The following is a 23,373-nucleotide window of genomic DNA, read 5'->3' as shown; positions in this document are numbered from 1 at the left end:
ACCTGATTTGAGCGGCACCATGCATGGAATGATCAGCAGACCGCCTGGAGCGGCGCCACCGCGCGCCGTTCCGTCGCGCACGATGCTGGTCCTGTTGGTCGTGATGACCGGGCTGGCGCCGATCTCGCTGTACCTGCTGGTACCGGCGCTGCCGATGCTCGCGACCACCTTTGGCCGCGACGCCTCCGTCGTGCAGATGACGGTGTCGTTCTACATGGCCGGCATTGCGATCTCGCAACTGCTGCTCGGGCCGCTGTCGGACCGCTTCGGCCGCCGCCCCGTGATGCTCGCCGGGCTCGCGCTGTCGATCGTCGCGAGCGTCGGCGGCATCTTCGCCGACACCCTGGCCCAGCTGATCGCGGCGCGCTTCTTCCAGGCGCTCGGCGGCGCCAGCGGCATGGTGATCAGCCGCGCCATCATCCGCGATCTCTATGCGCGCGAGCGCATCGGGGCGATGATCAGCCTCGTCGTCGCCGTCATGATGATCGCGCAGATGCTGTCGCCGCTGACCGGCGGCCTGATCGAGATCGCGCTCGGCTGGCATGCCATCTTCTATGTCGTCGCCGCGCTGTCGATCGTGATTGCGATCGCCGTGACCATGGCGCTGCCGGAGACCCGCCCTGCCCGCATCGAGGGCGCGAGCTTCCGCCGCGACGTCGCGATGCTGGTGAAGAGCCGCGCCTTCCTCGGCTACATGCTGTGCCAGGTGCTGGCGTCGCAGATCATCTTCGCCTTCGCCGGCGGCGGGCCGTATATCGTCGAGGTGCAGATGGGCCGCTCCTCGGCGGAGTATGGCGCGTGGTTTGCGACCACCGGCTTCGCCTATTTCGTCGGCAACCTGTTCTGCGTGCGCTACGCGCCGCGCCATTCGCTCGATCGGCTGATCTGGTTCGGCCTGGGGCTGCAGCTCACCAGCGCCGCGCTGAACTTCACGTGGAGCCTGTTCGGCTTCAACCAGGTGCCCTCGGTGCTGTTCGGCACGCAGATGCTCTTGATGTTCGCCAACGCCGCCGTGATGGCGAACTCCGCGGCCGGCGCGATCAGCGTCCGGCCGGGCGCGGCGGGCACAGCTTCCGGCGCGATGGGGTTCCTGCAGATGGGCGTGGGCGCGCTGACGTCGCAGCTCGGCGCCTATCTCGGCGGCCACTACGCAACGACGCTGCCGCTGACGTCGGCGATGCTCATGTTGTCGCTGGCCTGCGCCTGCAGCATGATCTTTCTGGTTCCTCGCACGCAGATGAAGGTGACGAAGGAGCTGATCGAGACGGCGGAAGAGGATGAGGCCGGGGTGATGTGAAGGGCGGATGTCAGGGATTGTACGCACGCGCGGCACTTTCGCTGTCACGCAGGCGGGTATCCAGTACGCCGAGACGGATCGGTCGTATAACAACTGCCTCTGGAATACTTGATCATCCGCTTTCGCGGATGATGACAGTTGTGGTGCCACAACCATCTTCTGCACCAGACGAGCGCGCGAGCTACTCCCCGATCAGTTGCAGCCACTCGTCCTCGGTCAGCACCTGGACGCCGTGCTTCTGTGCGTCCTTCAGCTTTGAGCCCGCGCCGGGACCGGCGACGACGTAGTCCGTCTTCTTCGACACCGATCCGGAGACTTTCGCACCGAGCCGCTCGGCCGTCGCCTTGGCCTCGTCGCGCGTCATCTTTTCCAGCGTGCCGGTGAACACCACCGTCTTGGTCGCGATCGGCGAATTGCGCTTCGGCTTCTCCGCGTCGAGGATCTTCACCTCCTTCGTCAGCCGCTCGACGATGCCGCGATTGTGGTCCTCGCCGAAATAGGCCGCGACGCTCTTGATCACGGTGTCGCCGATCTGGTCGAGCGCATCCATCTCCGCGATCGCCTCCTCGTCGCCGTTGGCGACCTTGAGACAGGCGTCGTGGAACGCATCCCATGAGCCGTAGCCGCGCGCCAACGCCAGCGCCGTGGTCTCGCCGACATGGCGCATGCCGAGCGCGTAGATGAAGCGCTCCAGCGCGATCTCGCGCCGGGCGTCGATGGCATTGAAGAGATTGCGCACCGAGGTCTCGCCATAGCCCTCGACCTCCTCGAGCTTCAGCCTGGCGTTGCGCGCGGCCAGCGTGAAGATGTCGGCGGGCTCCTTGACCCAGCCCTGGTCGAAGAAGAATTGGATCTGCTTCTCGCCGAGACCGTCGATGTCGAAGGCGCGGCGCGAGGCGAACAGCTTGAGGTGCTCGATCTTCTGGAACGGACAGGCGAACTCGCCGGTGCAGCGGGCGCGCGAGCCCTCCTCGCCGGTCGCGATCTCCTCGCGGACGACGTCGGTGTGCAGCGGGCACGGGCATTTCTTCGGGAAATGGAATTCCTTGGCGTGCTTCGGCCGCTTGTCGATGAGGACGTCGACCACCTGGGGGATGACGTCGCCGGCGCGCTGGATCACCACGGTGTCGCCGATCCGGATGTCGCGGCCTTCGCGCAACACTTCGCCCTTGTTGCCGATGCCCTTGATGTAGTCCTCATTGTGCAGCGTCACATTCTGCACGATGACGCCGCCGACGCCGACCGGCTCCAGCTTGCCGACCGGCGTGAACGAGCCGGTGCGGCCGACCTGGATCTCGATGTCCTTGAGCACGGTCATGGCGCGCTCGGCCGGAAACTTGTGGGCAATGCCCCAGCGCGGCGTGCGCGACACGAAGCCGAGCCGCTCCTGCCAGTCGATGCGGTCGACCTTGTAGACGACGCCGTCGATGTCGTAGTCGAGCTCGGCGCGCTGCTCCTCGATGTGACGATGGAACGCGATCAGTTCCTCCACCGAGTGGCAGAGCCTCGTGAGCGGGTTGGTCGTGAAGCCGCAGCGTTCGAACCATTTGATCATGCCGCTTTGCGTCTCCGCCGGCATCGCGCTCATCTCGCCCCAGGCGTAGGCAAAGAAGCCCAGGGGACGCGAGGCGGTGATGGTCGGATCCTTTTGCCGCAGCGAGCCGGCGGCGGAATTGCGCGGGTTGGCGAAGATGGTGTCGCCCGCTTCCTTCTGGCGCTCGTTGAGCGCGAGGAAGGCCTGCTTGGTCATGTAGACCTCGCCGCGGACCTCGCAGATGTCGGGCAGGTTGCGGCCGTGCAGCCTGTGCGGTACGTCCTTCAAGGTACGGATGTTGGCGGTGACGTCCTCACCCTCGGCGCCGTCACCGCGGGTCGCGGCGGTGACCAGCTCGCCGCCCTCGTAGCGCAGCGACATCGACAGCCCGTCGATCTTCGGCTCGGCGGAGAAATCGATGCGCTCGTCAGCAAGCTTGAGAAAGCGCGCAATGCGGCCGACGAAGTCGCGCACGTCCCCCTCCGCGAAGGCGTTGTCGAGCGACAGCATCGGCACCGCGTGCCGCACTTTCTTGAACCGGCCGGAGGGCGCAGCGCCGACCTTCTGCGACGGCGACTCGCTGCTGACGAGCTCAGGGAAACGCTTTTCGATCGCATTGAAGCGGCGACGCAGCTCGTCGTAGGCGGCGTCCGAGATCTTCGGCGCGTCATCCTGATAATAGAGCCTGTCGTGGGTCTCGAGCTCCAGCGCCAGCCGCTTCCACTCCACCTTGGCCTGCGCCTTGGTGAGATCGGCAACGTCGACGGGCTGCTTCGGTTTTGCTGTCTTGGGCATGCGTATGATCTGCTCGTCATTGCGGGACGGCCCGGAGGCCGTCCCGAAATGACGGTGTACACAATGCGCGCCCGGAGCCAAAGCGTTCGGCTGCTCCGTTTCCAGCTATGCCGCTGCGGCCTCCAGCAGCCGGTCGGCGGCGGCGCGGGCTTCGGCGGTGACCTCGGCGCCGGCCAGCATGCGGGCGATTTCCTCGCGGCGGTGCAGGGTGGCCAGCGTATTGACCCGGGTGACGACACGCTTGCCGCGATCGAGCGCATCCTTGGAGATCAGCAGATGCTGGTCCGCCCTGGCCGCGACCTGCGGCGCGTGGGTCACGGCCATCACCTGAACCCCGTGCGCGAGCCGCGCCAGCCGGGCGCCGATGGCGTCGGCGACCGCGCCGCCGACGCCGGTGTCGATCTCGTCGAACACCAAGGTCGGCGCCGAGCCGCGGTCGGACAGCACGACCTTGAGCGCCAGCAGGAACCGCGACAGCTCGCCGCCGGAGGCGACCTTCATCATCGGGCCCGGCCGCGTGCCCGGGTTGGTCTGAACCCAGAACTCGACACGGTCGATGCCTTCCGGCCCCGGCGCCTCGGCGTCGCTGTCGACCTGGGTCATGAACTTGGCCCGCTCGAGCTTGAGCGGGCCGAGCTCCGCAAGGACGGCCCGGTTCAGCTTCTCGGCCGACTTGGTCCGCGCTGCCGACAGCTTGGCAGCCGCGGCGCCATAGCGCCCATCGGCTGCCGCCGCCGCTGCTTCCAGCTTCTTCAGCTGCTCGGCGCCGGCATCGATCAGGACGACGTCGGCGGCATATTTGGCAGCCAAGGCAGCCAGACCGTCCACCGGCGTCGAATATTTGCGCGCGGCCGCGCGCAGCGCGAACAACCGCTCCTCGATGCGCTCCAGCTCCAGCGGATCGAAATCGGTGGCCGCGAGTGCCACCGTCAGATGCTGATCGGCCTCCTCCAGGGCGTTGATCGCCGAATCGATCGCCTTGACCGCCGGGTCGACCAGCGCGGGCGAGCTCGCCGCGCGGCGCTCCAGCCGGCGGACCGCCGCGGCCAGCGCGGCGATCGGCGACTGGTTGCCGCTGACGGCATCCTGCGCGTCGCGCAGATCGCCTGCGATCTTCTCGCCCTGCATCATCGCCGTGCGGCGAGCGGCGAGGCGCGTCTCCTCGCCCTCCTTCGGCGCCAGCTTCTTCAGCTCGTCCGAAGCATGCCGCAGATAATCGGCCTCGCGGGCCGCGCGCTCCATGCTCGCCCGATGCTCGTCGAGCGCCGTGACCGCAGTCCGGCGCGCTGCCCACAGCGCTTCCACCGCGGCGACGTCCTTCTCCAGGCCCGCAAAGGCATCCAGCAGCCGGCGGTGGGTGGCGGCGTCGACCAGCGCACGTTCGTCATGCTGGCCGTGGATTTCGACCAGTGTGGCGCCGATCGCCTTCAGCGTCTGCACGCTGACCGACTGGTCGTTGATGAAGGCGCGGGTGCGGCCATCGCCGAACTGAACGCGGCGCAGGATCATCTCGCCATCGGCATCCAGGCCGTTGGCAGCGAGGATCCGGGCGGCCGGATGATCCTTGCCGATCTCGAACACGGCCGTGACCTGCCCCTGGTCGGCGCCATGGCGCACTAGGCTGGCGTCGCCGCGGCCGCCGAGAGCCAATGCAAACGCATCGAGCAGGATCGACTTTCCGGCTCCGGTCTCGCCGGTCAGCACCGCAAGTCCATTCGAGAATTCGAGATCGAGTCGTTCGATCAGGACGATGTCACGGATCGACAGTCGCGCCAGCATGGAACCGAAGTCCTTCGTAACGGGGCGGAACGCCCCTGAGCGAACGACTCGATGCTAGCAGCAAAAAGAGAACAAAACAAGAATATAGAACAAAGCCAGATCAGACGAGTGATCCGGCCGATCGCTCAGCCCAGGCCGAGCTTCTTGAAGGCGCGCGAGATGTAGGAGCCCTTGTTCTCCTCGGGCTCGACGCCGCCCGACTTCACGAGATTATAGGCGTCCTTGTACCACTTGCTGTCGGGGAAATTGTGCCCGAGCACGGCCGCCGCGGTCTGCGCTTCGCCGACGATACCGATCGTCATGTAGGCCTCGGTCAAGCGATACAGCGCTTCCTCGACGTGCCGCGTGGTCTGGTACTGCGTCACGACAGCCTTGAAGCGGTTGATGGCGGCGGTGTAGTCGCGCTTCTGCATGTAATAGCGGCCGACATCCATCTCCTTGCCGGCGAGCTGGTCGCGGGCGCCCTCCAGCTTGGCCTTGGCATTGGTGGCGTATTCGGATGTCGGATATTTACGCACCACCTCTTCGAGGGAGGCGATGGCCTTCTCGGTGCGGCCCTGGTCGCGGCTGATGTCCGGGATCTGGTCGTAATGCGAGGCGGCGATCAGGTACTGCGCATAGGCCGCGTCCGGGCTGCCCGGGTGCAGGGTCACGTAGCGGGTGGCGGCGCCGATGCAGCCGTCGTAGTCGCCGGCCTGATAGGAGGCGTAAGCCGACATCAGCAGCGATTTGCGGGCCCAGTCGGAATAAGGATGCTGGCGATCGACCTCCTCGAACTTCTTGGTCGCGCCTTTGACGTCCTTCTTCTCATTCATCAGGTACAAGCCCTCATTGTAGAGCTTGTCCGCGGGCTCATCGACGAAGGTGTCGTCCTTGGCCAGGAATTTGTCCCAGAGTCCGCCCGTTCCGCAGCCGCTCAGAGGCAGCGCCAGCAGGATCAGCGATGCGGCGAGCCTAAGCCGGCCGATGCTTGCTGCGGGATGACGGAGGTCGCGCGTGAGACGCTGTATCGACATGCTTCTTTGGAACCCGATGCCTGTGATCTGATCTACGCCGCGCACCATGAAGGTCGCTTCATGACCGCGAGGGAAGAGCCCCGCCGGTGGCACGCATCACGCGGCCCCGGCCTCTCTAGCCGAAAACACTTCATCAACCAACCGCATAGGAAGCCAATCCGCCCGGATTAAGGCAACACCGAGGCTGCCGCCACGCATCATGGTTACCGCTGAAGAAGCCGTTGGAAAACATCGAAATGCCGAGGGTCCAGCCGCTGAGAAGGACGCGGCCGGCAACAAACATTGACAAAAAAGCAGACGGAAAAATCTGAACCACGCCGAAAGCAAAGCTCCCGGCGATGTCGCGCGTTGCGTAGGTCAGCCGACGGAATCAGCCGATCGGGACGCCGCCGCTCAGGACACGTCCGGGCCGTAGGCCGGGGCGACCATGCCACCGACCATGCCGCCGACGACCTCCGCGGCCACGCGGGGACGACGCACGGTCTCGCCTTCGACGATCCGCCAAGCGGTGCGATCGGCCATCAGAGCAGTCAGCACCGCATGGTTGAGCTTGTGACCGCCGCGGACCGAACGATAGGTTCCGAGCATCGGCAGGCCGGCCAGCGCCAGATCGCCGATCGCGTCCAGCACCTTGTGGCGGGCGCATTCGTCGGCGTAGCGCAGACCTTCGGGATTGAGCAGGCGGTCCTCGTCGAACACCAGCGTGTTGTCGAAGGAGGAACCGAGCGCGAAGCCGGCGCTCCACAGCCGCGACACGTCGCTCATGCAGCCGAAGGTGCGGGCGCGGGCGATCTCGCGGCGGAAGCGCTCGGGGCTGAGCTCGAAATGATAGGCTTGGCGGCCGATCACGGGGTTGGTGAAATCGATTTCAGCTTCGACCCGGAAGCCGGAGCTGTTCGGACGCAGTTCGCCCGTGGAGGCGCCCATGGTCACCTGGACCGGCTTGAGCACCTGAAGGTAGCGCCGCGGGGCCGACTGATTGACGATTCCGGCCTGGTCGATGGCAGCGACGAACGGCGCAGCGCTGCCGTCCATGATCGGAACCTCGGGGCCGTCGACCTCGATCAGGGCGTTGTCGACACCCATGCCGCGCAGCGCAGCGAGCACATGCTCGGCAGTGGACACCAGCGCACCGTGGCGGTCACCGAGCACCGTCGCCAACTCGGTGGCGATCACCGAGCCGAAGGACGCCTGGACCTCGCGGTCAGCGCCATCGAGGCCGGTGCGGAGGAACACGATTCCCGCATCGATCGGCGCAGGCCCGATCGTCAGGCTGACAGGCGCACCAGAGTGGACGCCTACACCGGTGACGGTGGCTTGCGAACGAAGCGTTGTTTGCCGGCTGAATTTCATCGACGATCGCCCAAGACCCCGCCTGATCCCTTATCGGCCGCCCCTCGCGAACCGACTCAGTTTCAGGCATCCCCAAGTCACGGCAGAACTTAACGAGAGCCCCAAAGAGCGCCAACTCACGCTTCTTTACGGATTGTTACCCCATCTCTGCCGTATTCGCGCCAACCCTTAACCAAACTGGAACGTGGCCTTAACCCTCCTGGTTCCCGATCTAAACACCGAAAGAATAATTAATCATTTAAAATCAGTTAGTTGAACGGCGATCAACGAGCCCCGGACAGCCATGGAAAAGGCCCGGCTCTCGCGAGCCGGGCCTGTTCAGCACCATCAGGGCTGTAACAATTCTCAGGTGGCCTGCCGGCGCAGGAAGGCCGGGATATCCAAATGGTCGTCTCCCTGTGGCGCCGGGGACACAGGCGCGGGACGGCCATGGACGTCCAGACCCTGGGGTGCGGGACGGCGGGCATATTCCGAGACAGGCGATTCGTGGCTCGCAACCTGCTGAGCAACGTTCCGCTGCGGCTTCCGTTCCGGCAGCGGCGGCATCTGCGGCATGGCAGGACCCGCGGTCCGCACCGGCAGCGGCGGCTCGGCATCCTCGTCGCGGCGGCCGAGACCGACATTGGCGAGACGCTGCAGCAGCGACATCCGGGTCTTCTGCGGATGCTCATCGCCCTCGTCGCCGCGCGCCTGCCGGATCTCGGCCTGGGCCGGCATCGGCAGGTCCTCGAACTTCGGCATGCGCGGCGCGCGCGACGGAACCCGCTCCGCGGCCTGCGGGATGAACGTCTCCGGCGGGGCCGCCGGCTCGATCGGGGCCGCGCGCTGCGCCTCCGGTTCCGGGAACAGGGACGGCTTCTGCGCGATCGGGCGCACCGTCACATCGCCATAGGAGGCGGGCTGGACCGGCGCAGATGCGGGCGCGGGCTCGCTGGCCATCGCGGCCGCGACGGCGGCCAGCGTGTCGCGCTCGAGGTTGGGAGCCGGACGCGGCGCAGGCGCCATCGGCGCGGGCGCGGCGACGGCCGGAGCCTGCGACGCCTGCTGCTCGAGCTTGGCGGCGCGTTCAGCCAGGCGCTGATTGTCGGCGCGCAGGCGCGCAGTCAGATCGGCGAGGCGGCTTTCAGGGAGACCCGCGGCAGCGGTCGGGGCGGCGGCAATCGGAGCGACAGCCGCCGCCGGCTGTGCAGTCGTCGTGACGCCGCGGTTGAACTGCGCCTGCTCGATGCCGGTGGCGACCACCGAGACCCGGATCAGCCCGTCGAGCGATTCGTCGAAGGTGGCGCCGACGATGATGTTGGCGTCCTGGTCGACCTCCTCGCGGATGCGGGTCGCAGCTTCGTCGACCTCGAACAGCGTGAGATCCTTGCCGCCGGTGATCGAGATCAACAGGCCGCGCGCGCCCTTCATCGAGGAATCGTCGATCAGCGGGTTGGCGATGGCCGCTTCGGCGGCGGTCAGCGCGCGCTTGTCGCCGGAGGCTTCACCGGTGCCCATCATCGCCTTGCCCATCTCGCGCATGACGGCGCGGACGTCGGCGAAGTCGAGGTTGATCAGGCCTTCCTTCACCATCAGGTCGGTGATGCAGGCGACGCCGGAATACAGCACCTGGTCGGCCATCGCGAAGGCGTCGGCGAAGGTGGTCTTCTCGTTGGCGACCCGGAACAGGTTCTGGTTCGGGATGATCAGCAAGGTGTCGACGACCTTGTGCAGCTCGGAGATGCCGGACTCCGCGGTGCGCATGCGGCGCGCGCCTTCGAAGTGGAACGGCTTGGTGACGACGCCCACCGTGAGGATGTTCATCTCGCGCGCGGTCTTGGCAATGACCGGGGCTGCACCGGTGCCGGTTCCGCCACCCATGCCGGCGGTCACGAACACCATGTTGGCGCCCGAGAGATGATCGCGGATCTCGTCGATCACCTCCTGCGCGGCGGCAGCTCCAACGTCCGGCTGCGAGCCGGCGCCGAGGCCCTGGGTCACCTGCGTGCCCATCTGAATGATGCGCTGCGCCTTGGACATGGTCAGCGCCTGCGCGTCGGTATTGGCGACGACGAAGTCGACCCCCTGCAGGCCGGCCGTGATCATGTTGTTGACGGCATTGCCGCCCGCGCCGCCGACACCGAACACGGTGATCCGGGGCTTCAGCTCGTGGATATCAGGAGGTGTAATAGTGAGTGCCATGATTGCCTCTCGATCACGCGCGGGTGGGTTCGCCCCGGCCGCCGGCCGCGGTTGGTGTTGTTGAAAATCGCATGGGGTGGAAACCGGTCATCAGAAGCCCTCGCGTAGCCATCGTCCGACCTTTCCGAAGTAGCCGTCGGTTCCTGTCCCGACCTGCCGCGTATGCCGCGGTTCGACGTGTTCGAGGTGCGCGTATTGCGGATAGACCAGCAGCCCCGTCGGCACCGCGAAGGCGGCGTTCTTGGCCTCGTTGGGGAGACGACCGAAGCCGAGCGGGCGGCCGACGCGCACCGGGCGGTCGAGGATCCGGGTCGCAAGCTCGACCAGCCCCGTCAGCTGGGAGGCGCCTCCGCTGAGGACGACGCGCGCCTTGGGTTCTGCCGCAAAGGGCGAATCCTTCAGCCGGTCGCGGACCATTTCAAAAATCTCCTCTGCGCGGTGCCTGACGATGTTCGCGATGGTGGCGCGGGACACGATCTGCGGAACATCCCGCTCGTTGTCACCGGCCGTCGGAACAGACATCAACTCACGCGCGTCGGACCCGCCAGTCAGCACCGTGCCATATAACGTCTTGATTCGCTCGGCATCTGCAATGCACGCTGATAGTCCGCGCGCAAGATCCATGGTCACGTGATGCCCGCCGAGCGCAAAACCGGAGGCATGGACGAAGCGGCCGCCGGAATAGATCGCGATCGTCGTGGTGCCCGCCCCCATCTCGACCACGGCGGCGCCGAGATCGGCCTCGTCGTCGGTCAGCACCGACAACCCGGCAACATACGGGCTTGCCGCCATCGCCTCGACGTTGAGGTGGCAGCGCTCGACCACGAGCATCAGGTTCTTGGCCACGGTGGCGTCGGTCGTGACGACATTCATGTCGACGCCGAACTGCCGCGCCAGCATGCCGCGGGGATCGCGGATGCCCTTTACGCCGTCGAGCGTGTAGCCGACGGGCAAGGCATGCAGCACCGCGCGCCCGTCGCCGGTGGCGTGGTGCATGCCGGTCGAGGTGACGCGACTGACATCGGCCTGGGTGACGGCGCCGCCGCGAATGTCCGAGGTGGCCTCGATCAGGTGGCCCATGACGCGGCCGCCTGCGACCGGCAGCAGCACGGATTCGACCCGCACCTTCGCCATGCGCTCGGCCAGCGCGACCGCCTGCCGCACCGCCTGCTCGCATTCGACGGGATCGACGACGGCGCCGGCCTTGACGCCGCGCGACTGGATCTGGCTGTAGCCGATCAGCTCGACGGCGTGGGTGCGGCCGCGCAGCGCGTCGCTCGGCGGCGCCGGCTTCAGCCGCGCGATCATGCAGGCGATCTTGCTGGTGCCGACGTCGAGCGAGGCCACGAGCGCGGTGCGCTTCTGGCCCATCGGGCGCGTCTTGGGAGTCTGGCGATCGAAGCCGGTCATGCGTCACCGGCCTTCTTCTTGGACTTCTTGTCCTTGAACAGCTCGTCGCGCGCCTTGCCCGCATCCTCGGAGAGCTGCACCGTCAGCCGGTCCGGCAGCCGCAGGTCGATGGCGACGATGTCGCGCGAGAACAGCTTGTCGTCCTGATCGAGCTGGGTCAGGGTCGCGAGCGCGTTGCCGACATCATGTTCGGGCAGGCGAATGTCGAGGCCGTCCTTGGTCCGCAGGTTCCAGCGCCGCTCGCCGACGAACACGGCGGCCTTGGTGACCGCGCGCACCTGCGGGTAGCGGGCGAGCAGCGCCAGGAAATCGCGCGCGCGGCTCTCGGCTCCCTTGCCGACCACGAGCGGCAGCGTCAGGAAGCGGCGCGAGACATATTGCTCGAGCACGGCGCCGTCCTCGGCGATGACCGAGAGGCGACCGTCCTGCTGCCAGAGCGCGAACGCCTTGCGCTCGACGACGTCGATCTGCAGCTGGTTCGGAAAGAACTTCTGCACCGTGGCGTCGGCGATCCAGGGGTTGGCTTTGAGCCTGTCACGCACTGCGGCGGCATCCAGGAACAGCAACGAGGAGCGGCCGGTAACGCCGCCGACCGCGAGGATCTCGTCCTGGGTAAGCTGCTTCCGGCCGTTGATCGCGACAGCCGTGATGCGGAACCCGGCCGCATTGGCGAGCGCGTTGCGGGTGTCGGACAACGCCACGCTGACGTCCTGCGCATGGCCGCCCTTGACGATGCCGAGCCAGACACTGCCGAACAAGAGGACCACCGTCGCCACGGTGCCGAGCCGGCGCGGCAGATAGCGCTCGACGAGTTCGACCACGCGCGGCGGCGCCTCGCGCTCAACCATCGGCGCGAGCGCGGCCTGCGCCGGCGCAAGGTCTCGTCGGATGGATCGCCTGCCTTGCTTCGTGCCTCGCGCAAAGCGAACACGCGGAAGGCGGGCCGAGACATACTCGCGCAGCAGGATTGCCGCGCCAAGGGCAGCGGCTTTCAGGTCAGCTTGAGGCCTCTGCGATCGAGCGAGGCGTCCTGCACCATCCATTGCACGAGCTCATCAACTGTTGCGCCCGCAGATACTCGCGGACCCACGCCCACGGTCCCGGCCGACCGGATCCCTTCCGACCATCGCGACGCGGTTCGTCACGACGGCCCGACCTGGCAGCCGAGCACCACTGAGGCGCCAGCGTTAACCTTCGGACGTCCTGGTAAACAAAAAGTAAAATCGGTCCGAGGAGACGAATTTTTTCTCCGATTTATGAGGACCTTGCCCGGAATTCTTAAGCATTTTACGGGTTACAGGAACCACCGGGGGACGCCGGGCCGGGTTCCTCCGGTGCGCCTACCGCACGCCGGATCGGCGTGTACGCCTCTCGGCCAGGGCGATCTGCTGATTGAGGAAATCGACAATGGCGATGCCCTGGGCCGCCAGAGCCTTCGGGTAGAGCGAGGCGGCCGTCAGGCCCGGCAGGGTATTGGTCTCCAGATAAACCGGACCGTTGGCCGCGACGATGAAGTCGGTGCGCGAGTAGCCGCCGCAGGACAGCGCGCGATGCGCCTTGATCGCCTCAGCCTGGAGCGCCGCAGTGATCTCCGGACTGAAGCGGCCCGGACAGATTTCCTTCGTCGCCGCCGCGAGGTACTTCGCGAAATAGTCGAAGGCACCGTCGGCGGGGAGGATCTCGATCGGCGGCAGCGCGATCAGCGAGCCGTCGGCCTGCTCGAGCACGCCGCAGGTCGCCTCGGTCCCGATGACGAACGGCTCGATCAGATACTCCTCGGTCGCGGCCGCTGCCTTGACGGCGACGAGGTCCTGGCTGGCGTTGACGAAGATGAGGCCGAAGCTCGAGCCATCCTTCACGGGCTTCGCGATCAGCCGGCCGTAGCGCGCGAGCGCAGCCTCGGCATCATCCAGCGCGACACCCTCGGCCGCCGTGACACCGCCGAGCACGGCGAAGCGCTTGGCGGCAACCTTGTCGAAGGCGAGGTGCGAGGCCGCCGAGCTCGAGCCGGTGAACGGCACGCCACGAAGCTCGCACATCAGTTGAAGCTCGCCATTTTCCGCCCGGCCGCCATGCAGGCTGAGCACCAGGACCCGATCTTCGGCCCCGGCGCGATCGATCGCCTCGCTGAGCGTGCCGATCCTGGCGCCATCGGCGGTGAACGGCTCCTCGAACGGCTTGGCATGCGCGGCCAGCGCTTGGCCGCTGGCCTGATGCACGGTGTCATCGACGTCCCAGAACCACAGCTCAGCCTCGGGCAACGCGGCGTGCAGGGCTTTCGCGCTCGCGACCGAGACGAGGCGCTCCTTGTTGGAGCCGCCGAACAAAATCGTGGTGCGCATCAATGTCTTCTCGATTGATCTCACAATCGCGGTCGCGATTGCGCTGACGTCACGTGAGCAGGCGGCTCGATCAGCTCGCCTTGATTCCAATCCGCTTGATCTCCCACTGCAGCTCGATCCCCGAGCCCGCCTTGACCCGCTCGCGGACGGTCTCGCCGAGCGTCTCGATGTCGTCGGCGGTGGCGTTGCCGAGGTTGATCAGGAAGTTGCAGTGCATTTCCGAGACCTGGGCGCCGCCGACCCTGAGTCCACGACAGCCGGCGGCATCGACCAGCTTCCAGGCGGAATGTCCCGGCGGATTCTTGAAGGTCGAGCCGCCCGTCTTCTCGCGGATCGGCTGCGCCGTCTCGCGATGCGCCTGCACCTCCGCCATGCGCGCCCGGATCGCCTCCGGCGCCGAGGGCGTGCCGCGGAAGCGCGCGGCCGTGAAGATCAGCGCCGGATCGACGCCGCTCGCGCGATAGGTGAACTTCATCTCGGCATTGTTGAAGCGGTGCGTCTCGCCGTTTCGGTCGACAGCGATCGCTTCAATGAGAATGTCTTTGGTCTCGCCGCCATTGGCGCCGGCATTCATCCGCAGCGCCCCGCCGATGGTGCCGGGAATGCCGAACAGGAATTCCAGGCCCGCGAGGTTGGCCGACGCGGCGACCTCCGCGACGCGCTTGTCGAGCGCGGCGGTGCCGGCCGTGACGATGTCGCCTTCCGCCTTGACCTCGCCGAACGCGCGCGGCGCCAGCCGGATCACGACACCGGGGACGCCACCATCACGCACGATCAGGTTGGAGCCGACGCCGATGACGTAGAGCGGGATATCCGTTGGGAGGTGCTTTAGGAAATAGGCGAGGTCGTCGGCATCCGCCGGCGTGAACAGCACCTGCGCCGGTCCGCCGACACGAAACCAGGTGAGCGGCGCGAGCGTCTCATTGGCGAGCAGCCGTCCGCGCAGCTCCGGCATGGCCGTTTTGAGATCGGGGGTGATGTCGGGAAAGGTCATGCGGCGGCCTGCCTCGTTTGGGCCGACGTCGTTGCGACGTAGCACGCTCCGTTCCCTCCCCCCTTGTGGGGGAGGGCTAGGGAGGGGGGGACCACGCACTCCGGAGTCTGCGGCTCACCCCCCTCCCTGCCCCTCCCCCACAAGGGGGGAGGGAACGGAGAGGCTACGTCGAGTGGCCTGACTTTCTCGGTGAACGGCTGGTTCAACACCGCCCTCACCCCAGTGCCTTCAACTCGCCGGGCAGCGCGTAGGCCCATTGCGTGATGTTGCCGGCGCCGAGGCACACGACGAGGTCACCGGGCTTGGCGAGGTCCTTGACGATACGAGCGAGATCGGCGGCCTTCGGCAGCGGCACCACGTCGCGATGGCCGTGGGCGCGCAGGCCCAGGACGAAGTGGTCGCGATCGATGCCCTCGATCGGCGCCTCACCCGCCGGATAGACGTCGGCGACGACGACCGCGTCCGCGTCGTTGAAGCAGGTGCAGAACTCCTCGAACAGCGACTGCAGCCGGGTGTAGCGATGCGGCTGCACCACGGCGACGACCTTGCCGTTGGTGGATTCGCGCGCCGCCTTCAGCACGGCGGCGATCTCGACGGGGTGATGCCCGTAGTCGTCGATCACGGTGACGCCGTTCCAGTCGCCGGTGCGGGTGAAGCGGCGCTTGACGCCGCCGAAGCCGGCAATCGCCTTGCGGATGGCCTCGTCGGACAGGCCGAGCTCGCGCGCGACCGCAATGGCCGCCGTTGCGTTCGAGGCATTGTGCCGGCCTGGCATCGGCAGCGCGATGTCGGCAATCTCGTGCGTCTCACCGCTCTTGCGGTCGCGGAACACGACCTTGAACGACGAGCCGCCGCCCATCGGCGCGAGGTCGACGAGCCGGACATCGGCCTGCGGGTTCACGCCATAGGTGATGATGCGGCGGTCCTCGATCTTGCCGACCAGCGCCTGCACCACCGGATGATCGATGCACATCACCGCGAAGCCGTAGAACGGCACGTTCTCGACGAAGGCGCGGAACGCGTCCTGCACGGCCTCGAAGGTCTTGAAGTGATCGAGATGCTCGGGATCGACATTGGTGACGATCGCGACATCCGCCGGCAGCTTCAGGAAGGTGCCGTCGCTCTCGTCGGCCTCCACCACCATCCACTCGCCCGCCCCGAGCCGCGCGTTCGTGCCGTACGCGTTGATGATGCCGCCATTGATGACGGTTGGATCCAGCCCGCCGGCATCGAGCAGCGCCGCGACCATCGAGGTCGTCGTGGTCTTGCCGTGGGTGCCGGCGATCGCGACGCAGCTCTTCAGCCGCATCAACTCGGCCAGCATCTCGGCACGGCGCACCACCGGGATGCGCTGGGCGCGCGCCGCCATCAGCTCCGGATTGTCGCGCTTGATCGCGGTGGAGACGACGACGACATCGGCGCCCGCGACGTTCTCGGCCTTGTGGCCGACGCTGACGGTAATGCCCTTCTCGCGCAGGCGCGCGACGTTGGCGTTGTCGGAGGCGTCGGAGCCCTGCACCGTGTAGCCGAGATTGCACAGCACCTCGGCGATGCCGCTCATGCCGATGCCGCCGATCCCGACGAAGTGGATGGGTCCGATCTCGCGCGGCAGTCTCATGGGGCGTCTCGTCTCAAGGGTTCCGGGCGTCCCCACCGGAGGGAGCGGCCGCGAATCATCAGCCCTTCTTGCAAGACATGGCCGACCTGGACAAGTCCGCCCGGGCAGTAAGAAGTGCCAAATTCGCAGGCGTTCGCCCGGTTTTAGCCGATTTTGGCAGCCCGGCCGGCGGCGATCGGCCAGGAGTTCCCGCTCGATCCCTCCCTTCACGAATTATTAAGCGCGATCACATGCCGCCCCCTCCCAACGGGATACCTGCAATTTTTGCGCGCTCACTGCGTCAGTTCGCGTGGCATGAGTAGCCGTGCGGCCGGCGTGCCGGGCACGCATATTTCAATCTTTGATGGAGAACCCTCGCCGATGTGCTCGCTGTGTGAAACGCACCCTCCCGTATTGTCCCGCCGCCGGCTGCTCGGCGGCGGCGCAGTGCTGGCTGCCGCGGCGGTCGGCGCACTTCCGGCGTTTGCCAAGGAAGCCAAGCAGGCGAACGACAGCGCAATGCCGCCCAACGCCATCTCTCCGGATGACGCGATGAAACGCATCGTCGATGGCAATGCGCGCTACGTCGCCGGCAATCTCGACAACAAGGATTTTTCGGCCGGCCGGGCGGCGCGCGCCGCGGCCCAATACCCGATCGCCGCGATCGTGAGCTGCGCAGATTCCCGGGTCGCGCCCGAGCTGGTGTTCGATCAGGCGCCCGGTGAGCTGTTCGTGGTCCGCGTCGCCGGCAATTTCGTCAATGACGACGGCCTCGCCAGCCTCGAATACGGCGTCAAGTTCCTCGGCACGCCTCTCGTGCTGGTGCTCGGTCACAGCGGCTGCGGCGCCATCGATGCGACGATCAAGGTGCTCAAGGACGGCACCAAACTGCCAGGCCACCTGCCCGCATTGATCAATGCGCTCAAACCCGGCGTCGAGGCAGCGATCGCGAAGAAGCCGCAGGATCTGCTGGCCGAAGCCACCGCGGAGAACGTCCGCAACAATGTCCGGCGCCTCTCGACTGCCAAGCCGATCGTCGGCCGCATGGTCGCCGAGGGCAAGGTGAAGATCGTGGGCGGCATCTATGACATCGGCACCGGCCGGGTCACGATGATCTGACGCCCTCAAGCCGGCCGCAGCACGCGATCCGCACGTGCGGCTGCGGCCGCGAGCCAGCACACCTGGTGGCAGAACCAAGCTTCCACGGAAGCCACGAAACCCGGCGTCAGCGTCAGATGCCGGCGCCCGTCGCCGAAGCGCAGCAGACCACGGCCCTCCATGGTCGCCAGCAGATTGCGGATATGGGAGCGCGAGACGCCGAGCGAGGTCGCAAGCTCCGCCGTCGAAATCGCGATGGCCTCGCGCCCAACCGCGGACCGGGCGACGAGCGTCAGGGCCAGATGGATGCCGCTGTCGTGCTCGTCGGTCCAGGCGAGATCGGGAAAGCCCGTCAGCGGCCGGTTGTCGCGGCAGAGCCAGCCCGCACATTGCCGGATCGTCTCCGCAAATAACGCGGCGTCGTCCTGCAGACGAAGGCTCAGTCCATCGGACTGCGTCAACCGCGCGTGGCAATCCAGGTGCATGGCAAGCCAGCCTCGCAGTCCCTCGAGGATGACGGGGCCAGGCACCAGATAGCGGATACGAGCGTCCTCGGGATCTCGCTCGACGGTCACCAGCGACAGACCGCGCAACACCGCGACGAACGCCGCCGTCTGCCGCGGACCCGGCAGCCGCATCTGCAGACGCGTCAGTGTCGGTCGCTCGACCGGCTTGCGCGCCGACATATGCATCATCACGATATGCGCAGCGATTTCCGTCGGAGCGCGCTGACCGAACAGCTTGATCATCAGGCGCTGGCCGCGCAGCGGCGCAATCAGCCGGTCGCAGAATTCCACGAGCACAGGCACGAAGGACGGATGCCGCCGCAAGCGCATCGGATGATCGTCGGGCAGGATGCCGCCATCGTCGGAGCTCCGGTTCATCTTGGGATCACCGTGCGCTCGCGCGACTAGAGCGCCGCCGTCCTGATCACGAGATCGGCCAGACGTTCCGCGGCATCGAGCCGGCCGGCCGCGCGCGCGGCCTGCGCCATGGCGGCGAGGCGCGCGGGCTCGGCGGCGAGCGCCGAGATCTCGGAGGCCAGCCTGTCGGAGGTGAATTCGGTCTGCACGATCCGGATCGCGGCGCTAGCATCCGACAGCACGCCGGCATTGGCGAACTGGTCCTGGTCGATGGCGCCGGGCAGCGGCACCAGGATCGAGGGCCGGCCGATCGCGGCGAGCTCGGCCACGGTACCGGCGCCTGAGCGCGAGATCACGAGATGATTGGCGGCGAGCCGCGCCGGCAGGTCGGTGAAGAACGGCTGCAGCTCGGCGTTGATCTTCAGCCGGTCGTAGACCGCGCGCACCCGCGCCATGTCCTCCTGGCGCACCTGCTGGGTCAGCATCAGCCGGCCCCAGAGCGCCGGCTCCAGCCGCTCGATCGCGCCGGGCACGATGTCGCTCATGATGCGCGCGCCCTGGCTGCCGCCGACCACGAGCAGCCGCAGCGGCCCGGCGGTCTCCGGCGGGACATAGGGCACGCCCGCGGCTTCGAGGATGGCAGGTCGCATCGGGGTGCCGACCGTGGTCGTCTTGGCCGACAGCGCGGGATCGCGGTCGAGCACACCCGGCAACGAGGTCGCGATCGCCTTCACATGCGCGGACAGGAAGCGGTTGGCGCGGCCGAGCACGGCATTGGCGTCGTGGATCAGGCTGGGCACGCCGGCGAGGCGTGCCGCCAGCAGCGGCGGCACGGTCGGATAGCCGCCGAAGCCGATCACGGCCGCGGGCTTGAGCCGCCGCATCAGGTTGAAGGCCGCGATGGTGCCGGTGCCGAGCAGCAGCGCGGTCCGCGCGAGTGCGACCGGCGAGCGGCTGCGCACCGTCTCGCTCGGCACCACGTCGATCATGTCCTTGGTGAACAGGCCACTGTAGCGCAGCGCGCGCGCATCGGTGACGAGACGGACGCGATAGCCGCGCCTGATCAGCTCGACGCCGAGCGCTTCAGCAGGAAACAGATGGCCGCCGGTGCCGCCGGCCGCGAGCAGAATGAGAGGCGCGGTTGAGGTCATGCGGGCTTGTTTACAGGCAATGTGTCGTCATTGCGAGCAAGGCGACCTCAAGCGTAATTGCGCACCGCGCCGGCTGCGTCGCCTGCCTCGACCTCCATCCGCGGCCGCTGCCGGGTCAGCGCCAGCATCATGCCGACGCCATAGGCGAGCGACACGATCGAGGAACCGCCGTAGGAGATGAAGGGCAAGGTCATGCCCTTGGCCGGGATCAGCTGCAGGTTGACGGAGATGTTGATGGCCGCCTGGATGCCGAACAGGATCGCGAGGCCCGACGCTGCGAAGCGCGCGAAGCTGTCCTCGGTCGCATAGGCGCGCGACAGCGTGCGGATCACGATGAACGCAAACAGCGCGACCAGCGCCAGGCACAGGATGATGCCGAACTCCTCGGCGGCGACCGCGAACACGAAATCGGTGTGACTGTCCGGCAGGCTGCGCTTGGCGATGCCCTCGCCCGGCCCAAGGCCGAACCAGCCGCCGTTCGAGAACGCCTCCATCGCGGTGTCGACCTGGAAGGTGTCGCCCGAGGCCGGGTTCATGAAGCGCTTGATGCGGCCGGCGACGTGCGGGACCAGGAGATAGGCGCCGAACAGGCCGGCGGCGGCGGCGCCCGCGAGACCCGCGACCCAGATCATGCGCATGCCGGCGATGAAGAACAGCGAGCCCCAGACCATCAGGATCAGCATGGTCTGGCCGAAATCCGGCTCCATCACCAACAGCGACACCAGCATCAGCAGCAGCACCAGCGCCATGGTGGTCGCCGGCATGTCGGGCCGCCGCGCGGATTCCGAGAACAACCAGGCGGAAACGACGACGAAGGCCGGCTTCGCCGCCTCGGACGCCTGGATGTTGACGCCGATCAGCGTGATCCAGCGCCGCGAGCCCTTCACCTCCGGGCCGATCGCGAGCGTCAGCACGATCAGCACGATGGCGATCGTGAACACCACCAGCGCGCTGCGCCGGATCTGGCGCGGCGACAGGAAGGACACGCCGATCAGCACGATGAACGACGGCAACAGGAACAGGACGTGTCGGTTGAAGAAGTGGAACGGATCGAGCCCGATCCGGGTCGCCACCGGCGGGCTGGCCGCGAGCGACAGGATCACCCCGCACAGCATCAGCGCGAGGATGGAGCCGAGCAGCGGCTTGTCGACCGTCCACCACCAGTCGGACAGCGGATTGCGTTCTTCACGGGAGAGCATCGGGCGTCCACCTGAGCCGAGACATCGGCCCATTGGCGCCCAGGATGGTTATCGAAGGGTTAAGGGCCTCTCAACTGTTGTCCCGGACAAGCCGTGGCGCGCGCCAGCGCGTCGCGGCGCCGATCCGGGACCCATACGCCGTAGCCGTCGTGATGGGCAAAGAGCCAATGGCCGGCGTGCCTCAAGCTGCTCCCTGCGGGTATGGGTCCCGGCGTTCGCCGGGACGACAGCGGTGTTTGCGGCCTAGACAACCCGCTCCACACCCGGCAGCGCCTGCACCAGGTCGCGGAAATGCGTGCCGCGGATTTCGAAGTTGCGGAACTGATCGAAGGAAGCGCAGGCCGGCGACAGCAGCACGACGGCATCCTTTAATCCCGAGGCCTCCGCATCGGCGGCAGCCTGCGCGACCGCGACCTCCAGCGTGCCGGACATCTCGTGCGGCACCTTGTCGCCAAGCGTTCCGGCGAACTCGGAAGCCGCCTCGCCGATCAGATAGGCCTTGCGAATGCGCGGGAAGAAGCCGGCGAGGCTGGTGATGCCGCCCGCCTTGGGCTTGCCCCCGGCGATCCAGAAGATGTCGGCAAAGGACGACAGCGCATGCGCGGTCGCATCTGCGTTGGTGCCCTTGGAGTCGTTCACGAACAGCACGTTGCCGCGGCGGCCGACCTGCTCCATGCGGTGCGCCAGACCTGGGAAGCTGCGCAGCCCCTGCTGCAGCACATCCTCCCTGACCCCGATCGCGAGCGCGGCAGCGGCGGCGCAGGCGGCGTTCTGGGCGTTGTGTTGACCGCGCAGCGAGCCGATGCCACCGAGACGTGCGACCTCGCTGCGCGCGCCACCCGCGCTGCGCACGATCGTCTCGTGCTCGACGTACAGCCCATCCGCCAGCGGGTTCTTCACCGAGATGCGCACGACGCGCTTGCCGCCCCGGTCGAGCCGATCGGCGATCGCCCGCGAAAAACCGTCGTCGACACCGACGATCGCAGTGCCTTTGGACTGGACACCCGCCACCAGCCGCTCCTTCACCGCCGCATAGTTCTCGATCGTGCCGTGGCGGTCGATATGGTCCTCGCTGACATTGAGCAGGATGCCGACGCTCGGATCGAGCGACGGCGTCAGATCGATCTGGTAGGACGACATCTCGATCACGTGGACGCGGCCCATCCGCGGCGGCTCCAGCGACAGGATCGCGGTGCCGATATTGCCGCCCATCTGGGTATCGTAGCCGGCGACGCGCATCAGATGCGCGATCAGCGCCGTCGTGGTCGACTTGCCATTGGTACCGGTGATCGCGACGAATGGCGCATCCGGCGCGTGCCGCCTGCGCTCGCGGCAGAACAGCTCGATGTCGCCGATCACCTCGACCCCGGCCTCGCGCGCCTTCAACACGCTCCAATGCGGGACCGGATGGGTCAGCGGCACGCCGGGCGCCAGCACCAGCGCGGCGAAGTTCGCCCAGGAGACGGTGCGCAGATCGGCGGTGATGAAGCCTGCCTTCGCCGCTTCCGTCATCCGATCGGCGCCGTCGTCGGCCGCGATCACTTCGGCCCCGCCGGCCCGCAGAGCATGACAGGAGGCCAGCCCCGAGCCGCCGAGCCCGAAGACGGCGACGGTCTTGCCGGCAAATGAGGTAACGGGGATCATGTCAGCGCAGCTTCAAGGTCGAGAGACCGACCAGGGCCAGCATCACCGAGATGATCCAGAACCGGATCACGATCTGCGGCTCGGTCCAGCCGAGCTGCTCGAAATGATGGTGGATCGGCGCCATCTTGAAGATGCGCTTGCCGGTCAGCTTGAACGAGGCCACCTGCACGATCACCGACACGGCCTCCAGCACGAACAGGCCGCCGATGACCGCCAGCACGATCTCGTGCTTCACCGCGACCGCGATCGATCCGAGCATGCCGCCGAGGGCCAGCGAGCCGGTGTCACCCATGAAGATCGACGCCGGCGGGGCGTTGAACCAGAGGAAGCCGAGGCCCGCGCCGAGCACCGCGCCGCACAGCACGGCAAGCTCGCCAGTGCCCGCGACATAATGGATCTGCAGGTAATCGGAAAACACCGCGTTGCCGGCGAGATAGGCGATCAGACCGAAGCTGGCGGAGGCGATCATCACCGGGACAATGGCCAGGCCGTCGAGTCCATCGGTCAGGTTGACGGCATTGCCGGCGCCGACGATGACGAACGCGCCGAAGATGACGTAGAGCCAGCCGAACTTGATGACGAGTTCCTTGAAGAACGGAATGGCAAGCCCGGTCGCGGACGGATCGCGCCCGAGCCGCACCAGCGCATAACAGGCGACCAGCGCGATCGCAGCCTCGATCAGCAGACGCAGTCTGCCGGCAAAGCCGGAATGCGACTGTTTGGTCACCTTCAGATAGTCGTCATAGAAGCCGACGAAGCCGAAGCCGAGCGTCACCGCGAGCACGATCCAGACGTAGGGGTTGAGCGGATTGGCCCACAGCACGGTGGAGACGACGAGGCCCGACAGGATCATCAGGCCGCCCATCGTGGGCGTGCCCTTCTTGCTGATGATGTGCGATTGCGGGCCGTCGGTGCGGATCGGCTGGCCCTTGCCCTGGCGCAGGCGCAGATGATCGATGATCCACGGCCCGAACAGGAACACGAACAGCGCCCCGGTGACGACCGCGCCGCCCGTACGGAACGTGATGTAGCGGAACACGTTCAGCAATCCGCGAAACACGGACAGGCTCGGAAACGTATTCGTCAGCTCGATCAACCAGTAGAACATCCAACCCGCCTA

17 protein-coding genes are annotated in these 23,373 nt (G+C 67.0%); 2 read left to right on the top strand and 15 right to left on the bottom strand.

What is annotated here, in order from left to right; genetic code table 11:
- Positions 1–19 precede the first annotated feature (19 nt).
- Complete coding sequence (locus ACQR10_RS22990) at positions 20–1,297, top strand: multidrug effflux MFS transporter (protein WP_316217721.1); 1,278 nt, start codon at positions 20–22, stop codon at positions 1,295–1,297.
- Between the two features lie 181 nt (positions 1,298–1,478).
- On the opposite strand, the gene ligA is transcribed toward ACQR10_RS22990, so the two are convergent.
- From ligA to murC, 10 genes are all read right to left on the bottom strand, one after another.
- A complete protein-coding gene (gene ligA / locus ACQR10_RS22985; RefSeq protein WP_316217722.1) occupies positions 1,479–3,626 on the bottom strand; it encodes an NAD-dependent DNA ligase LigA in 2,148 nt (715 codons plus the stop codon).
- A gap of 105 nt (positions 3,627–3,731) precedes the next feature.
- The gene (gene recN, locus ACQR10_RS22980; protein WP_316217723.1) at positions 3,732–5,405 is read right to left on the bottom strand and encodes a DNA repair protein RecN; all 1,674 of its coding nucleotides are present in this window, start codon (positions 5,403–5,405) and stop codon (positions 3,732–3,734) included.
- 125 nt (positions 5,406–5,530) lie between these two features.
- On the bottom strand, positions 5,531–6,421 hold the full coding sequence (locus ACQR10_RS22975; protein ID WP_315802124.1) for an outer membrane protein assembly factor BamD: 891 nt from the start codon (positions 6,419–6,421) through the stop codon (positions 5,531–5,533).
- A 393-nt stretch (positions 6,422–6,814) separates the two neighbouring features.
- Entirely contained in the window at positions 6,815–7,774 is a 960-nt protein-coding gene (gene lpxC, locus ACQR10_RS22970) for a UDP-3-O-acyl-N-acetylglucosamine deacetylase (RefSeq protein ID WP_315802123.1), read from the bottom strand.
- Between the two features lie 345 nt (positions 7,775–8,119).
- Positions 8,120–9,955 (bottom strand): cell division protein FtsZ, encoded by a 1,836-nt coding sequence (ftsZ, locus tag ACQR10_RS22965; RefSeq protein WP_315802122.1) that lies wholly within the window; start codon positions 9,953–9,955, stop codon positions 8,120–8,122.
- A 90-nt stretch (positions 9,956–10,045) separates the two neighbouring features.
- Positions 10,046–11,365 carry a cell division protein FtsA gene (gene ftsA / locus ACQR10_RS22960; protein WP_008964399.1) on the bottom strand — a complete coding sequence of 440 codons (1,320 nt, stop codon included), beginning with the start codon at positions 11,363–11,365 and terminating at the stop codon, positions 10,046–10,048.
- A complete protein-coding gene (locus tag ACQR10_RS22955) occupies positions 11,362–12,408 on the bottom strand; it encodes a cell division protein FtsQ/DivIB (RefSeq protein WP_315802121.1) in 1,047 nt (348 codons plus the stop codon). The genes ftsA and ACQR10_RS22955 overlap by 4 nt, the downstream gene beginning before the upstream one ends.
- Positions 12,409–12,705: 297 nt before the next feature.
- Positions 12,706–13,707 (bottom strand): D-alanine--D-alanine ligase family protein, encoded by a 1,002-nt coding sequence (locus ACQR10_RS22950; protein WP_434912079.1) that lies wholly within the window; start codon positions 13,705–13,707, stop codon positions 12,706–12,708.
- A 70-nt stretch (positions 13,708–13,777) separates the two neighbouring features.
- Complete coding sequence (gene murB / locus ACQR10_RS22945; protein ID WP_316181719.1) at positions 13,778–14,701, bottom strand: UDP-N-acetylmuramate dehydrogenase; 924 nt, start codon at positions 14,699–14,701, stop codon at positions 13,778–13,780.
- Positions 14,702–14,915: 214 nt separating this feature from the next.
- Positions 14,916–16,319, bottom strand: coding sequence for a UDP-N-acetylmuramate--L-alanine ligase (gene murC, locus ACQR10_RS22940; protein ID WP_434912078.1), 1,404 nt, complete (start codon positions 16,317–16,319; stop codon positions 14,916–14,918).
- 360 nt (positions 16,320–16,679) lie between these two features.
- Here murC and ACQR10_RS22935 point away from each other — a divergent pair, with 360 nt between their 5' ends.
- Complete coding sequence (locus tag ACQR10_RS22935; protein ID WP_315802175.1) at positions 16,680–17,417, top strand: carbonic anhydrase; 738 nt, start codon at positions 16,680–16,682, stop codon at positions 17,415–17,417.
- 5 nt (positions 17,418–17,422) lie between these two features.
- On the opposite strand, the gene ACQR10_RS22930 is transcribed toward ACQR10_RS22935, so the two are convergent.
- The 5 genes from ACQR10_RS22930 to mraY all read right to left on the bottom strand — a co-directional run bounded on the left by ACQR10_RS22930 (position 17,423) and on the right by mraY (position 23,361).
- A complete protein-coding gene (locus ACQR10_RS22930; RefSeq protein WP_434912077.1) occupies positions 17,423–18,280 on the bottom strand; it encodes a helix-turn-helix domain-containing protein in 858 nt (285 codons plus the stop codon).
- Positions 18,281–18,306: 26 nt separating this feature from the next.
- On the bottom strand, positions 18,307–19,410 hold the full coding sequence (gene murG, locus ACQR10_RS22925; RefSeq protein ID WP_434845778.1) for an undecaprenyldiphospho-muramoylpentapeptide beta-N-acetylglucosaminyltransferase: 1,104 nt from the start codon (positions 19,408–19,410) through the stop codon (positions 18,307–18,309).
- 47 nt (positions 19,411–19,457) lie between these two features.
- Entirely contained in the window at positions 19,458–20,609 is a 1,152-nt protein-coding gene (ftsW, locus tag ACQR10_RS22920) for a putative lipid II flippase FtsW (RefSeq protein WP_315802115.1), read from the bottom strand.
- A 243-nt stretch (positions 20,610–20,852) separates the two neighbouring features.
- On the bottom strand, positions 20,853–22,253 hold the full coding sequence (murD, locus tag ACQR10_RS22915; protein WP_434893995.1) for a UDP-N-acetylmuramoyl-L-alanine--D-glutamate ligase: 1,401 nt from the start codon (positions 22,251–22,253) through the stop codon (positions 20,853–20,855).
- Between the two features lies 1 nt (position 22,254).
- Positions 22,255–23,361 carry a phospho-N-acetylmuramoyl-pentapeptide-transferase gene (mraY, locus tag ACQR10_RS22910; protein ID WP_315802113.1) on the bottom strand — a complete coding sequence of 369 codons (1,107 nt, stop codon included), beginning with the start codon at positions 23,359–23,361 and terminating at the stop codon, positions 22,255–22,257.
- Between the last annotated feature and the right edge of the window lie 12 nt (positions 23,362–23,373).

Source organism: Bradyrhizobium sp. HKCCYLRH2060, assembly GCF_051168135.1.
GTDB lineage: Bacteria > Pseudomonadota > Alphaproteobacteria > Rhizobiales > Xanthobacteraceae > Bradyrhizobium.
This window is presented reverse-complemented; position numbering and strand designations above follow the sequence as displayed.

Coding starts and splice junctions, on each gene's coding strand:
- ACQR10_RS22990 (WP_316217721.1), top strand. CDS start 20: ATGCATGGAATGATCAGCAGACCGCCTGGAGCGGCGCCACCGCGCGCC.
- ftsZ (WP_315802122.1), bottom strand. CDS start 9,955: ATGGCACTCACTATTACACCTCCTGATATCCACGAGCTGAAGCCCCGG.
- lpxC (WP_315802123.1), bottom strand. CDS start 7,774: ATGAAATTCAGCCGGCAAACAACGCTTCGTTCGCAAGCCACCGTCACC.
- recN (WP_316217723.1), bottom strand. CDS start 5,405: ATGCTGGCGCGACTGTCGATCCGTGACATCGTCCTGATCGAACGACTC.
- ftsW (WP_315802115.1), bottom strand. CDS start 20,609: ATGCTCTCCCGTGAAGAACGCAATCCGCTGTCCGACTGGTGGTGGACG.
- murG (WP_434845778.1), bottom strand. CDS start 19,410: ATGACCTCAACCGCGCCTCTCATTCTGCTCGCGGCCGGCGGCACCGGC.
- murD (WP_434893995.1), bottom strand. CDS start 22,253: ATGATCCCCGTTACCTCATTTGCCGGCAAGACCGTCGCCGTCTTCGGG.
- murC (WP_434912078.1), bottom strand. CDS start 16,319: ATGAGACTGCCGCGCGAGATCGGACCCATCCACTTCGTCGGGATCGGC.
- ACQR10_RS22950 (WP_434912079.1), bottom strand. CDS start 13,707: ATGCGCACCACGATTTTGTTCGGCGGCTCCAACAAGGAGCGCCTCGTC.
- mraY (WP_315802113.1), bottom strand. CDS start 23,361: ATGTTCTACTGGTTGATCGAGCTGACGAATACGTTTCCGAGCCTGTCC.
- ftsA (WP_008964399.1), bottom strand. CDS start 11,365: ATGACCGGCTTCGATCGCCAGACTCCCAAGACGCGCCCGATGGGCCAG.
- ACQR10_RS22935 (WP_315802175.1), top strand. CDS start 16,680: ATGTGCTCGCTGTGTGAAACGCACCCTCCCGTATTGTCCCGCCGCCGG.
- ligA (WP_316217722.1), bottom strand. CDS start 3,626: ATGCCCAAGACAGCAAAACCGAAGCAGCCCGTCGACGTTGCCGATCTC.
- ACQR10_RS22955 (WP_315802121.1), bottom strand. CDS start 12,408: ATGGATGGTGCAGGACGCCTCGCTCGATCGCAGAGGCCTCAAGCTGAC.
- murB (WP_316181719.1), bottom strand. CDS start 14,701: ATGACCTTTCCCGACATCACCCCCGATCTCAAAACGGCCATGCCGGAG.
- ACQR10_RS22975 (WP_315802124.1), bottom strand. CDS start 6,421: ATGTCGATACAGCGTCTCACGCGCGACCTCCGTCATCCCGCAGCAAGC.
- ACQR10_RS22930 (WP_434912077.1), bottom strand. CDS start 18,280: ATGAACCGGAGCTCCGACGATGGCGGCATCCTGCCCGACGATCATCCG.